We start from the raw sequence: 12,824 nt of genomic DNA on the forward strand, positions 1-12,824 counted from the left end.
GAAAATTGCAAACAAATAACTAAATTTTCTGAATATTCCAGAAAAACTATGGTATAATACTAAAAATACTGTTAGAAAGAGATGTATATGAACAAGTCCTATTTTTATTTGGATATGAAAACCCATGAATTAGACGTTCCATTCACTGGTCGAAAGCGTCGTGTCCGTGTCTTATTACCAAAAGGTTACGAAGAAAATACGGAAACGACCTATCCCGTTGTTTATTTCCACGATGGGCAAAATGTACTCTACAGTAAGGAAGCTTTTTCAGGTCATTCATGGAAAGTCATCCCAACTATTAAGCGAAATCCCGATATTGCCAAGATGATTATCGTAGCGATTGACAACGATGGTGCTGAACGGATGCATGAATATGCCGCATGGAAGTTTAGCGAAATGGGGATTCCAGGCATTCAGTTTGGTGGCAAGGGAACCTTATATGCCGAATTTGTCATGGATGTGGTGAAGCCCTTTATCGATCAAGAATACCGTACTAAGTCTGATAAGGCCCACACAGCTATGATTGGTTCATCTTTAGGTGGTAATATCACACAATTTATGGGATTGGCTTATCAAGACCAGATTGGCTGTCTGGGTGTCTTTTCATCTGCCAACTGGCTTCATCAAGAAGCATTTGACCTCTATATTGAACGCCAAAACTTAGACAAGGACCAACGAGTTTATATCTACGTTGGAACAGAAGAAGCCGATGATACAGATAAAACCTTGATGGCAGGTAATATCAAGCAATCCTATATCAATTCCTCTCTGACTTACTATCGTCAATTGATCGCTGGCGGAGTGGATTTAGACAATATCGCCTTGGAAGTCGTTTCAGGTGCGGTCCATAGTGAAGAAGCTTGGGCAACTTATTTGCCAGATTGCTTGCGCTTTTTAAGTGAAAAATGGTAATAGATTAGAAATTGTTAGGAGTATGAATATGCATGTAGAATTTTTAAGTCACTGGTCTGGAAATCTTGGTCGAGAAATGAATCTAAATCGTTATGGTCACGCAGGGATTCCTGTGGTAGTTTTTGCCTCATCAGGCGGTTCTTACAATGAGTATGCGGATTTTGGGATGATTGAAGCTTGCCGTGGATCTATCGAGGCAGGTCATGTTCAATTTTTCACCTTAACGAGTTACGATAGTGAAAGCTGGTTGGCAGACTGGAAATCTATTCATGACAAAGCAGAAGCTCACCGCGCCTACGAACGCTATGTGATTGAAGAAGCAATTCCCTTTATCAAACATAAAACTGGCTGGTTCGATGGGATGATGACGACCGGTTGCTCTATGGGAGCCTACCACGCGCTGAATTTCTTCCTCCAGCATCCGGATGTTTTCACAAAAGTCATCGCCCTTTCAGGTGTCTATGATGCTCGTTTCTTCAACAACAATCAAGACTATGGCAATGACGATGCTGTTTATCAGAACTCACCGTCTGACTACATTTGGAATCAGAATGATGGTTGGTTTATTGACAAATACCGTCAGGCTGATATTATCGTCTGTACAGGTTTGGGCGATTGGGAGCAAGACGGTCTGGACTCATTCTATAACCTAAAACGTGCCTTTGAAGAAAAGAATATCCCAGCTTGGTTTGATACTTGGGGAACAGATGTGGCCCACGACTGGGTGTGGTGGAGAAAGCAAATGCCATTCTTCCTTCATTCTATCGGACTATAAGCTAGAAAGGACTACCTATGAATTATCTCGTTATTTCACCTTTTTATCCAGAAAATTTTCAACCATTCACCATTGAATTGGCTAAAAAAGAAGGCGTTACGGTTCTAGGTATCGGGCAAGAACCTTACGATCAATTGCCTGAAGAACTTCGTAATGCCTTAACAGAATACTTCCGTGTCAATGATTTGGAAAATATTGACGAAGTCAAGCGTGCGGCAGCCTTCCTAATTTACAAGCATGGTCCTATTGACCGTGTAGAATCCCACAATGAACATTGGCTTGAAAATGATGCAGCCCTTCGTGAACAATTTAATATCTTTGGTACCAAACCCAAACACCTGAAAAAGACAAAATTTAAGTCAGAGATGAAAAAATTCTTCTCAAAAGCAGGGGTTCCAGTCGTTCCAGGTATGGTTGTCAAATCGGAGAAAGACATTGATAAGGCTGTTAAGACAATTGGTTTTCCAATGATTGCCAAGCCAGATAATGGAGTCGGCGCTTCCGGAACCTTTAAATTGACAAAAAAAGCTGATATCGAAACATTTAAAAATGCTTGGGACGGTCAAACGGTTTACTTCTTTGAAAAATTTGTTAATTCAAGCATCATCACAACCTATGACGGATTGGTCGATCATGAAGGAAATGTTGTTTTTGAAACAGGTTTGACCTATGTTCATACACCGTTTGAATTGATGCAAAGCAAAAAAGATAATGCCTACTATATTGAAAAAGAATTAGATCCGAAATTAGTAAAATATGGTCGTGCGATTATCAAAGCCTTCGGTATGAAAGAACGTTTCTTCCACATTGAATTCTTCAAAGATGGTAAAGACTATATCGCCATTGAATACAATAACCGTATGGCAGGCGGTTTCACTGTAGAAGCTTACAACTATGCTTATTCGATTGACCTTTTCCGTGACTATGCCAATGTGGTAACTGGTGCTACAGTTGAGGAACGTCGATTTGAGCCTCAATACTGCTTGGTCGCAACTCGCCGTGATACGACTGAATATGTTCACTCAGCAGATGACATTCATCAGACATTCGCTGGTAAGATTAAGACAGTCAAACGCATGCCAGACGCCTTTGCGGAACTGCAAGGAAACGATGCTTATCTTCTCGTGACTGAGAGCAAGGAAGAATTAGACGCCATGATTGCCTTTATTGGGAAGACAAAATAGACTAGATTAAGAGGTTGGGCAAAAAGTCCAGCCTCTCTTTTCAGAGTTCGCATCAACATCTCAGCGCAGTGGTTGATTGGCAGATTTGTTCGTGTTTCACACTCCAAATCTGACCATTACGACTGTTGCGAACAAAGTTCGCTCTATTTCCAACCTCAAACTGTCTCCCAGACAGTTTGAGCTGTGCGGGGGTGGGAGTGAAACAGTCTGGGGATAGACTGTTTCAGCTCAACAACTGGAAATAAGGACTTGTTGACGAACTCTTTTTTTGACCAGTCGAGTTCTTTCCCACTCCCTTTTTCTTTCCTTACAAAGCTGTAAGTTTTTTAATCAGAACTGTAAGAGAGCACAGGAGGAATATTTTCTATAATAGACTCATAAATAACAGAAAGAAGGAAATTATATGTCATTCAAATTTTTACAAGCGAAGAGAATAGAAGAAAAAGTATTCTCAGAAAAAGAAAAGGCTGAACTCATGGAACAAGCCTCATTCTTAGAAGAGCTCGCCCATGATTTGCAAAGTATAAGATTTATGGCATACTAGAGGGAGGAAACTATGAAAAAGAAAGTATTTGGTTTGCTGGCTTTGGGCAGTATAATGCTAACTGCTTGTTCTTCCTCTTCAGCAGGTCTTAGCTTTGATGAGGGCTATCAAACTTTCCATTACAAGGGAAAAGACTATGCCGTTAGCAAGCAGGAAGTTGCCGAAGATAGTATTCGAGGAACAGAAGCTAAGTTTATGGAATGGCCCGTTGTCAAAGAAGAGAGTTCTGTCAAAGAAACAGTTTCCTTGAATAATCTTTACACTACTTCTAACAAGGAATGGGCCATCGGTGTCCAGGGTGGTTATTATAAGGTGGATTTAGAAGATAATATTGCTGAATCAGACCGAATCGACTATCAAGCAGTTCTTGACCAAGTTGATTTAGACAGTGAATAAGGAATTAGGAGTAACTATGTTATTAGAAATCAATCATTTAGAAAAAGTTTACCGCACGCGCTTTTCAAAAGAGGAAACTCGTGCTTTGCAAGATGTGGATTTTAAGGTAGAAGAGGGTGAGTTTATCGCCATCATGGGTGAAAGTGGTTCAGGTAAGACGACTTTGCTCAATATTCTAGCAACCTTGGACAAGCCAACTCGTGGCTCTGTTCTTTTGAACAATCAAGATATTACCAAAATCAAGGAGAGCGAGCTGGCCGATTTTCGCTTGCGTAATCTTGGCTTTGTCTTCCAAGATTTTAATCTCTTGGACACCCTGTCCATCCAAGACAATATCTTTTTACCTCTGGTATTGGCACGTACCAGCCATGAGGAAATGGAGAAAGGTTTGAAAGTCTTGGTGCCAAAACTGCGGATTCAAGATTTGCTGAAAAAACGTCCTTTTGAACTATCTGGTGGACAAAAGCAGCGCGTGGCCATTGCCCGTAGTTTGATTACACAGCCACAGATTGTCCTAGCGGACGAGCCAACTGCCGCCCTTGACTATCGCAATTCGGAAGACTTGCTGAATTTATTTGAGGACATCAACCTAGATGGACAAACCATTCTCATGGTGACCCACTCAGCCAACGCAGCCAGCCATGCCAAACGGGTTCTTTTTATCAAGGATGGTCGGATTTTCCACCAATTGTACAAGGCAGGTAAGAGCAATCAAGACTTTGCCAAGGAAATTTCGCTCAATATGTCTGCACTTTTAGGGGGTGAATAGATGTTTTACCTCAAACTTGCTGGACAAAATATCCGAAAATCCATGGGTGTGTTTGCTCCTTTTGTTTTAGCCAGTCTGGTCCTCTTTACCTTGATTTGTTCTATGTTCTTACTCATGCTCAGTCCAGTAATGAAGACCATGGGCTCAGGTGCCATTTCTATCGGTCTTGGCGTGATTGTTCTGACCATTTTCTCGGTCATTATGGAAATATATAGCTTTAATTTCCTCATGCAGCAACGGACTAGGGAGTTCGGGCTTTACAATATGCTGGGGATGAACAAGAAGAAGGTGGCCTTGGTTGCCAGCATTGAGTTGTTTTTCATCTTCCTCTTGGTCATTGTGCTGGGTTCTGCATTAGCCGGTGTATTTGCTAATGTTCTCTACTTGATTTTTGTGAATCTGACCAATTATAGTGACTTACACTTTAGTATTTCACCTCTGGCATTTGCCATGACCGCCTTTCTCTTTGCAGGTATCTTCTTTATCTTGGAATTACTGGCTATTCGGACTATTGGCAAGACCAGTCCGCTGATTTTATTCCGAGCTAGTGAAAAAGGGGAGAAGGAGCCGCGTGGGAATTTCCTCTTGGCAGCACTCGGTGTACTTAGCCTAGGGGTTGGTTACTACCTATCACTTTCTTCTCAATCTGCAGGAGTTGGCGTCATCATTCGTTTCTTCATCGCTGTGCTCTTTGTCATCGCGGGGACCTACTTGTTCTACATCAGCTTTATGACTTGGTATTTGAAGGCTCGTCGGAAAAACAAAGGCTATTTTTACACGCCAGAGCATTTCATTACCACGTCGCAGATGATTTTCCGTATGAAACAGCATGCAACTGGTTTGGCAAATATTACCCTCTTAGCAGTCATGGCCTTTGTGACCATTGCAACAACGACTTCACTTTATACTGGCATGTCAAGCATGACAAGTGGTCTTTATCCAAAGGAAACATCTATTACCTACAAAGTTGCGGATAGAAGTCAGGGTGAAAGTGCCTATCAGCAATCGGTGCTCAGCCATTTTCCAGAAAAAGCGGAAGATAGTCTGTCCTACCTGACCTACCAAGCTGGTCTGGTCTATGACGGTGGGAAGGAGATTGTCATTAGTCCAGAAACCATTGCCAATCCAGACTTTAGCAAAATAGCCTTTACCTACTTCGTCACCCAAGATGATTTCCGGAAGTTGGGCAATGACCTGCCAGAGCTGGCTGCCAATCAAGTTGCCTTTATCCGTCCAAGTGAAATGCCGTTGCTAGAGAAAGTCACTTTGGGAGATAGTACTTTCGAGAATGTAGTAAATCTTGATACAGCTATTTTCCCTGATATTACTAATACGCTCAATGCTGCCGTCATGGTGGTCAGTGATGATAGTGTCTTGGAAACCATTCGCAGTTACTATGAGTCAAATAATCCGCAAGGCTATCAGGTTAGTCTGGACTACCGTGTCTTTACTGATATGACCAATGAGGAAGTGGCCACTCTTGGTGAGCAGGCAGGCGATGCCTATAATATCAGTGATGCTAATGGAGAATCTTTAGGATACGTCATGCAGAAAACAGACTTTACCAATATGATCATGGGCTTCAGAGGTGGATTTCTCTTCACAGGCTTCTTGTTGGGTATTAGTTTCTTGCTAGGTGCTGCCTTGATTATTTACTACAAGCAGTACTCGGAAGGGCATGAAGACAAGAAATCCTACAAGATTCTACAAGAAGTGGGCATGAGTGCAGCAGCGGTCAAAAAGACCATTAACTCGCAAACACTTACGGTCTTCTTTATGCCACTAGCTATGGCGACCTTGCATTTCGTGATTTCTCTTGTTATGCTTAAGCAAATGCTATTGACCTTAGGTGTCACCTCTTCGCTTATGATTTATACCGTCAGCGGAATTACCCTACTGGCAGTCGCTCTGATTTACTTTGTCATTTACAAGTGGACTAGTCGCACCTATTACCGCATTATTGAACGCTAGAAGAAGTCTCGCCTTGTGCGAGATTTCTTGCTTTTTCAGGGGAATGGTGTTACAATGGTAATACCAAAGGAATACTCGAAGAGGTGAGAAAATGGCAGCTATTACATTGAAAGTTTCTGAGCAGGACAAACTCTTTATGCAGGCTATGGCAAAGTTTGAAGGTGTGAGTTTGTCAGAACTCATTCGGACTAAAACCCTTGAAGCACTTGAAGATGAGTACGATGCCCGTGTGGCAGACATTGCTTGGGCAGAATACCAAGAAGACTTGGCGAATGGCATTGAGCCGATTAGCTGGGAGGAAATGTTGGAAGAGTTGGGATTGACGAATGAAGACTTGTTATAAACTCGTACCAACCAGTCGTTTTATTAAACAGTTGAAAAAGCTGGATAAATTTACTCAAAAGCAGATTACCAACTACCTGTCCAGTCATGTGACTGACAACCCTAGACAATACGGAAAAGCCTTAACTGCCAATCGTTCTGGCCAATGGCGCTACCGTATCGGCAATTACAGGGTTATCGTCAGCATCGAAGATGACAAAGTGACAGCTACAAGTCTAAAAATGAGAAATGGAAGTATATAAGAAAGCCAAAACCTGTGTCCTGGCTTTTGCAGAATGAAAATGATGAAAAAAGAGAAGATTTATATTGTTGAAGATGATGAGATGATCGTCCAACTCTTGAAGCAGCATTTGGGAAAATCTTATCAGGTAGAAAGTGTGCAGAATTTCCGGGCTGTCAGTCAGGAAGTGGCAGAAATCAAACCAGACTTGGTGCTGATGGACATTAGCCTCCCCTATTATAACGGTTTTTACTGGACGACAGAAATCCGTAAAACCATGACCATGCCCATTATCTTTATCTCCTCTAGCGATGATGAGATGAATGCGGTCATGGCTATGAACATGGGTGGCGATGATTTTGTATCCAAGCCATTTTCACTAGGAATTTTGGATGCCAAAATCGGTGCCTTTCTGCGTCGGGTTAATCAATTCAGCAAAACAACGGACTTGTCTATCGACCAATTCCAGCTTAGTTTGGACGGGCGATTTTCAAACGAATCGGAACAGGTTCAATTGTCTCCTACGGAAACCAAGATTTTATCAGCTTTACTAGAACGACAAGGGCAGATTGTCAGCAAGGATGAACTCTTGGAAAAACTCTGGGAAAATGAAGAATTTATCGACCAGAATACCCTCAATGTCAACATGACTCGTCTGCGAAAGAAGGTGAGTGAAGTGGGATTTGACCGTATTCATACTGTTCGTGGCGTGGGGTACCTGGTCAAATGATGGCAAAATTTATCCGAGAATACCGTAGTTTTTACTTCGCCTATCTGGTCTTGGCTGCTAGTTTTCTCTTGCTCTTTTTACTTTACAAACTCCCCACCGAATTCCTGCAAAACGCTCTGATATTGTCCCTAACCCTCTTAATCCTTCTGACTGCAGGGCTTTTCTGGAAGTTTCGCAACCGCATGAGAGCCTTGGAAGACTACGTCCATGAAGAAGCTCTGCCCCTGCTGAATAAGCCTATGGACCTTGCCTATCTCAACTTGATTGAAGCTGAGAAAGAGGTGACGCGGGAGCAGCTCTTGGATTATAAGTCGCGGGAAGAGGACCTGCAAGCCATGGTCAAAATGTGGTCCCACCAGATGAAAGTGCCTCTGGCTGCCCTGTCTTTGATGAGCCAGACAGACAATCTCAACCAGCAGGATGTCGATCATCAGCTCTTACGATTGGACAATTATATGGCCAATCTTCTCAACTACCTCAAGCTGACCAACCATGCCAGTGATTTTCGCTTTGAGCAGGTAGAGGTGAGAGAAGTAGTTGTGGACTTGGTCAAAAAATACCGCAATCAGTTTTTGCAAAAAGACATTTCAGTGACCATCGATGGAAATTGGTTACTGAAAACCGACAGAAAGTGGCTCAGTTTTGCCCTATCACAGATCATCGACAACGCCCTCAAGTACAATAAGACTGGTGGTAAGGTAGCCATTGAACTGAATGAGGGAATTTCCATTTCCGATACGGGAATTGGCATTCTGGCAGAAGACATTCCACGCCTGTTTGACGAAGGTTTTACAGGTTTTAATGGCCGTGAACATCAAAAAGCGACAGGATTTGGGCTTTATTTGACAAAGCGTATTTTAAGTCAATTAGAATTAGGCATTAAAGTGGAAAGCCGAGTAGACGTCGGCACCACAGTAACCATCACCAAAGTACAGTAGAAGCTGTACTTTTTTCTTTTGAAAGCGTTTTGATTTTGTGATATACTGAACCTACTAGATAAATCAGGAGGCTACTATGTCACACCATCATGTTTTGCAAAACGGATCGGATATTCGTGGAATTGCTATCGCTACAGATGAATATGCTGTCAATCTCACTCCACTGGCCATCAAGGAAGTGGTTCGCGGACTAATTCATTGGCTGACCCAGAAGCCTGAACTTGCTCAAGCCTATCAAGTAGGACAACTCAAGATTGGTATTGGCCGAGATAGCCGCCTCAGTGGTCCAGACTTGGTCGCCGCCTTCACAGAAGAAGCAGTGCGTTTGGGCATTCAGTTGATTGACTTCGGCATGGCCACCACACCAGCACTCTTCATGAGCACCCAGTACCCGCAGTTCAAGTGCCACGCAGGCGTCATGGTTACTGCCAGTCACCTGCCTTATTACTTTAACGGCATTAAGATTTTTTCGGAAAATGGCGGAGCAGAGCACGAAGATATCGACTTCATCCTCTCACATAGCGAAGACTTGCCAGCTTCCACCCTTGGAAGTGTGACCACCGCAGACCTGATTATGCCTTACTCCCAAGACCTCGTAGGCAAAATTCGTACCGCTTGTGGTGGACAAGAAAAACCACTTGCCAATCTCAACATTATCGTTGATGCTGGAAACGGTGCGGGCGGATTCTTTGCTGAGAAAGTGTTGGCAGAGCTAGGAGCAGATACCACAGGCTCACAATTCCTAGACCCAGACGGAACCTTCCCGAATCACGTTCCAAATCCTGATAACAAGGAAGCTATGGAAAGCATTCGTCAGGCAGTCTTGAAGCAAGGGGCAGATCTTGGTATTATCTTTGATACCGATGTTGACCGTGCAGCACTAGTGACCAAGTCCGGTCAAATCCTCAACCGTAACAACCTGATTGCCGTTCTCAGCCAGATTACCTTGACGGAACATCCAGGTACCAGCATTGTGACCAATTCCCCAACCACTGAACACCTTAAGATCTTTATAGAAAGCCTGGGAGGCAAACAAATTCGCTATATTTCAGGCTACCGTAATGTCATCAACCGTGCTATTTTAGCAAACCAAGAGGGAGTTGATTGCCAGTTGGCTATCGAAACCTCAGGACACGCTGCCTTTAAGGAAAATTACTTCCTCGATGACGGAACATATGTAGCGGCTAAGATTCTCATGCTCTTACCAAAACTGCAAGCGAAAGGCAAGTCCTTGGACGACTTGATTGCCCAGCTTAAACAACCGCTGGAAACCCAAGAAGTGCGTTTCAAATTAGAAGTGGCAGACTATCGAGCACTGGGTGAACAGGTCATTGCTGAACTCAGAAACACCAGCCTCGAAGGCTTTGCTTTTAACCCAGAAAACGAAGAAGGAGTGCGGTTTGACCTGACTGAGCCTTATGGTGACGGCTGGCTCTTGCTCCGTATGAGCCTCCACGAGCCACTCTTGGTCTTGCAGGTGGAGAATGACCAAACCGGCTATATTCCTGCTGTTTTGAAAACCTTATCAGCCTTTTTGGACCAGTACCCAGCTGTCAATCAGGAAAAATTGAAAGAATTGATTTAATAGAAAGAGGAGTAGGCTTTTCGCTTACTCCTTGATTTTTTACATAATTTATTTTACGTAACGTCACAACTGATCCAGAGCATTTTTTTGCTCATCGTTGACGATATGGGTATAGAGGTCAGTGACTTGGGTATTGGCGTGACCAAGCTGATGACTGACCAGAACTTGCGACTTGGTGGCGTCGTAGAGGCGAGTTGCCAAGGTATGACGGAGTTTGTGGGGGGTTACGCGTATCTTGAAGTCCGCAGAATACTTAGCCACCATTTTCTCAATGGAAGAAGCGTCGATGCGATTAGGCAGACCACGGTACTCAGACAGGAAAAAGGCCGTGTCCGTTTTCTCAGCCTTGTAGCGCTGCTGACGGATGCTCATGTAGGCTTCCAGATAGGGCTTAGCAAAACCAGCCACATTGACCGAGTCCCGCTTGCCACCTTTACGCGTTACCTCAATCATCATCATCTTGAGGTTGACATCACGGAGGTCCAGATTGACCGCCTCAGACAGACGAACTCCAGATGCCAAGAGAAGTGCCAAAATCGCCAAGTCCCGTTCCTTATTTTTTTGGAAGGAGGAGAGGGCACGTTTGGAGAGATTGACCTGGTATTCCTTGTCCACATAGTCCAAAAACTCCATCGTTTCATCGCCCAAAAAGAGCTTCTGCTTGATATTCTCCGCCCGAGCTGCCAAGGTTTCCTTCTTCTTCTTAGTAGACACCTTTTTCATGACATTTCGGTAGAAGTAGGGCTCGCCCTGCTCATTTTCCACTTCTTCGGTTAAATACTTGAAGAGACTAGAAAGTGCCGACAGGGTACGGTTAATGGTGGTCTGCGACACACCATTCTGCGTGGTATTGGCGTTCAGTAAGGGACGCTCCCGCAGATAAAGAATGAAAGCTTCCATATCTTTTTTTGTCAAATGTTCCAGAATATCCAAGGGAATGTCAGCAATCCGTTCAACAGCGACCAAATCCGAATCCTGTAACCATTCAAAAAAACGACGGTATTCTTTCAAGTATTCATATAAGGTGGTAAAACTGTATGGCACAGACAACTTTGACTGATAGTATTCCAAGACATACCAAGGCATGATTTCTTTTAGTTGATCAATTTTTTCCAATAATAACTCGCGTCTCATCATTTTCTCCTGATTTTTGCTATATGAGTAGTATAGCATAACCTTATATAAGTTTCAAGAAAATTATAGTTTTTCGGAAAGATGTAGGTGGGTATTTCAAATAAAATCAAATATAATATAATACAAACAAATACGAAAGGATGTTTTATGCTAGATTTTGTTCCTGTTAGTCCAGAGAATTGGCGAGTTCCTTTAGCTGTTTCTCCTGACCAAGCCGAATTTGTTGCGGATAAGGTGACAACTTTGGCACGTGCATTTGCTTATCGGATGTTTGATAGCCAGGCTTATTTGATTTACCAGCAAGATTGCCCAGTTGGCCTGATTTTATACCATGATTTTCCTGAACGGCAAGCCTATCTCATCTCTGAATTCTTCATTGATGCCAACTTCCAGCGACAAGGTTTGGGGCGTCAGGCTATGACACAGTTACTGGAAAAATTCTGCTCAGAAAGAAAATTTTCAGCTGTTCAGCTCTGCATTTTATCCCAAAACACCCCAGCCAAAGCCTTGTATCAATCGCTTGGCTTTGTTGAAACTGGCGAATACGATGAAGATGAAATTATATTGCGATTAGAATTCTAAAAAAAGTTTACACAAAATAAATTATGTAAACAAAATTAGCTTCTTTGACTGAGCTGGAGAATCAAATTCATTGCAGTTTGACGATTACGCAGATAGAGTTTGATTCCGCTGGATTTCAAACGTTTGGTAAAGGCGCTTTGACTGAGTTTCATTTTCTCAGCAATTGGCTTTTGTGTGAAATCTTCTTGATAGATTTTTTTGGAGATTAAGGTCTCAAACAGATCCGTTTGCGAACGATTCCAGGCAGCTTTGATGAAATCGCTAGAAGTTAGCAAGGGGTTAATCACACGATCGATTTGCTTGTATTCGGATGAAAAGGCAATTTTGCTGGTGCCATAGTCATGGTTGTCGTGGATGAAGTCGATAGCTTTGCGTGCTTCCCAATAAGCTGGACCATCTGCTCCAATACTTAGCTTGGGATCGATAGCTGTTAGAATCTCACCCAAACCAATTCCAAATCTAATCTCCACCTCATCACGAAAGGCTAGTTGGATTTGGTCAATTATTAAAAAAATATAAGGGTTAGGCTTGCATAAGGCTTGAAATTCATCTCCCTTTGTAATGGTAAATGGCGATGCGAAGTCCTGAGCGAAGGAATGATTGATTCTATTCAGCTGCTGTTTTAGCCTTTCTTGAATACTAGAGCGGTTTGAAGTCTGTTTTGAATTGACAATATCTCCTATTAATGCGATATAATTCATAACTTGTCCTCTGATTTCTATTATATTTCCATTATAACGGA

The 12,824-nt window shown here is 42.8% G+C and carries 15 protein-coding genes; 13 read left to right on the forward strand and 2 right to left on the reverse strand.

Features of this window, described 5'->3' with window-relative positions; translation table 11 throughout:
- Positions 1 to 87 precede the first annotated feature (87 nt).
- The 12 genes from CWM22_06645 (at position 88) to CWM22_06700 (ending at position 10,366) form a co-directional block, all read left to right on the forward strand.
- A complete protein-coding gene (locus CWM22_06645) occupies positions 88 to 912 on the forward strand; it encodes an esterase (GenBank protein AUC91585.1) in 825 nt (274 codons plus the stop codon).
- A gap of 28 nt (positions 913 to 940) precedes the next feature.
- On the forward strand, positions 941 to 1,687 hold the full coding sequence (locus CWM22_06650; GenBank protein ID AUC91586.1) for an esterase: 747 nt from the start codon (positions 941 to 943) through the stop codon (positions 1,685 to 1,687).
- A gap of 17 nt (positions 1,688 to 1,704) precedes the next feature.
- A complete protein-coding gene (locus CWM22_06655) occupies positions 1,705 to 2,871 on the forward strand; it encodes a carbamoyl phosphate synthase large subunit (GenBank protein ID AUC91587.1) in 1,167 nt (388 codons plus the stop codon).
- 403 nt (positions 2,872 to 3,274) lie between these two features.
- Positions 3,275 to 3,415 (forward strand): hypothetical protein, encoded by a 141-nt coding sequence (locus CWM22_06660; protein AUC91588.1) that lies wholly within the window; start codon positions 3,275 to 3,277, stop codon positions 3,413 to 3,415.
- 12 nt (positions 3,416 to 3,427) lie between these two features.
- Positions 3,428 to 3,811, forward strand: coding sequence for a NisI/SpaI family lantibiotic immunity lipoprotein (locus CWM22_06665; GenBank protein AUC91589.1), 384 nt, complete (start codon positions 3,428 to 3,430; stop codon positions 3,809 to 3,811).
- A gap of 16 nt (positions 3,812 to 3,827) precedes the next feature.
- Positions 3,828 to 4,580 carry an ABC transporter ATP-binding protein gene (locus tag CWM22_06670; protein AUC91590.1) on the forward strand — a complete coding sequence of 251 codons (753 nt, stop codon included), beginning with the start codon at positions 3,828 to 3,830 and terminating at the stop codon, positions 4,578 to 4,580.
- Positions 4,581 to 6,551, forward strand: coding sequence for an ABC transporter permease (locus CWM22_06675; GenBank protein ID AUC91591.1), 1,971 nt, complete (start codon positions 4,581 to 4,583; stop codon positions 6,549 to 6,551).
- Positions 6,552 to 6,642: 91 nt separating this feature from the next.
- Positions 6,643 to 6,894: an antitoxin gene (locus CWM22_06680; GenBank protein AUC91592.1), complete on the forward strand. Its 252-nt coding sequence runs from the start codon at positions 6,643 to 6,645 to the stop codon at positions 6,892 to 6,894.
- Entirely contained in the window at positions 6,878 to 7,135 is a 258-nt protein-coding gene (locus CWM22_06685) for a type II toxin-antitoxin system RelE/ParE family toxin (protein ID AUC91593.1), read from the forward strand. The genes CWM22_06680 and CWM22_06685 overlap by 17 nt, the downstream gene beginning before the upstream one ends.
- A 42-nt stretch (positions 7,136 to 7,177) precedes the next feature.
- The gene (locus tag CWM22_06690) at positions 7,178 to 7,843 is read left to right on the forward strand and encodes a DNA-binding response regulator (GenBank protein AUC91594.1); all 666 of its coding nucleotides are present in this window, start codon (positions 7,178 to 7,180) and stop codon (positions 7,841 to 7,843) included.
- Positions 7,840 to 8,781, forward strand: coding sequence for a sensor histidine kinase (locus tag CWM22_06695; protein AUC91595.1), 942 nt, complete (start codon positions 7,840 to 7,842; stop codon positions 8,779 to 8,781). The genes CWM22_06690 and CWM22_06695 overlap by 4 nt, the downstream gene beginning before the upstream one ends.
- Before the next feature lie 76 nt (positions 8,782 to 8,857).
- Positions 8,858 to 10,366, forward strand: coding sequence for a phosphomannomutase/phosphoglucomutase (locus CWM22_06700; protein AUC91596.1), 1,509 nt, complete (start codon positions 8,858 to 8,860; stop codon positions 10,364 to 10,366).
- Between the two features lie 63 nt (positions 10,367 to 10,429).
- Here the strand turns inward: CWM22_06700 and CWM22_06705 are convergent, their stop codons facing one another.
- Positions 10,430 to 11,500: a tyrosine recombinase XerS gene (locus tag CWM22_06705; protein ID AUC91597.1), complete on the reverse strand. Its 1,071-nt coding sequence runs from the start codon at positions 11,498 to 11,500 to the stop codon at positions 10,430 to 10,432.
- 147 nt (positions 11,501 to 11,647) lie between these two features.
- Here CWM22_06705 and CWM22_06710 point away from each other — a divergent pair, with 147 nt between their 5' ends.
- Entirely contained in the window at positions 11,648 to 12,082 is a 435-nt protein-coding gene (locus CWM22_06710) for a GNAT family N-acetyltransferase (protein ID AUC91598.1), read from the forward strand.
- A 35-nt stretch (positions 12,083 to 12,117) separates the two neighbouring features.
- Here the strand turns inward: CWM22_06710 and CWM22_06715 are convergent, their stop codons facing one another.
- Positions 12,118 to 12,783 (reverse strand): DNA-binding protein, encoded by a 666-nt coding sequence (locus CWM22_06715; GenBank protein ID AUC92859.1) that lies wholly within the window; start codon positions 12,781 to 12,783, stop codon positions 12,118 to 12,120.
- Between the last annotated feature and the right edge of the window lie 41 nt (positions 12,784 to 12,824).

The organism is Streptococcus suis (assembly GCA_002831545.1).
GTDB classification, from domain to species: Bacteria; Bacillota; Bacilli; order Lactobacillales; family Streptococcaceae; genus Streptococcus; species Streptococcus suis_P.

Coding starts and splice junctions, on each gene's coding strand:
- CWM22_06690 (AUC91594.1), top strand. CDS start 7,178: ATGAAAAAAGAGAAGATTTATATTGTTGAAGATGATGAGATGATCGTC.
- CWM22_06710 (AUC91598.1), top strand. CDS start 11,648: ATGCTAGATTTTGTTCCTGTTAGTCCAGAGAATTGGCGAGTTCCTTTA.
- CWM22_06650 (AUC91586.1), top strand. CDS start 941: ATGCATGTAGAATTTTTAAGTCACTGGTCTGGAAATCTTGGTCGAGAA.
- CWM22_06705 (AUC91597.1), bottom strand. CDS start 11,500: ATGAGACGCGAGTTATTATTGGAAAAAATTGATCAACTAAAAGAAATC.
- CWM22_06680 (AUC91592.1), top strand. CDS start 6,643: ATGGCAGCTATTACATTGAAAGTTTCTGAGCAGGACAAACTCTTTATG.
- CWM22_06665 (AUC91589.1), top strand. CDS start 3,428: ATGAAAAAGAAAGTATTTGGTTTGCTGGCTTTGGGCAGTATAATGCTA.
- CWM22_06715 (AUC92859.1), bottom strand. CDS start 12,783: ATGAATTATATCGCATTAATAGGAGATATTGTCAATTCAAAACAGACT.
- CWM22_06695 (AUC91595.1), top strand. CDS start 7,840: ATGATGGCAAAATTTATCCGAGAATACCGTAGTTTTTACTTCGCCTAT.
- CWM22_06675 (AUC91591.1), top strand. CDS start 4,581: ATGTTTTACCTCAAACTTGCTGGACAAAATATCCGAAAATCCATGGGT.
- CWM22_06655 (AUC91587.1), top strand. CDS start 1,705: ATGAATTATCTCGTTATTTCACCTTTTTATCCAGAAAATTTTCAACCA.
- CWM22_06660 (AUC91588.1), top strand. CDS start 3,275: ATGTCATTCAAATTTTTACAAGCGAAGAGAATAGAAGAAAAAGTATTC.
- CWM22_06645 (AUC91585.1), top strand. CDS start 88: ATGAACAAGTCCTATTTTTATTTGGATATGAAAACCCATGAATTAGAC.
- CWM22_06685 (AUC91593.1), top strand. CDS start 6,878: ATGAAGACTTGTTATAAACTCGTACCAACCAGTCGTTTTATTAAACAG.
- CWM22_06670 (AUC91590.1), top strand. CDS start 3,828: ATGTTATTAGAAATCAATCATTTAGAAAAAGTTTACCGCACGCGCTTT.
- CWM22_06700 (AUC91596.1), top strand. CDS start 8,858: ATGTCACACCATCATGTTTTGCAAAACGGATCGGATATTCGTGGAATT.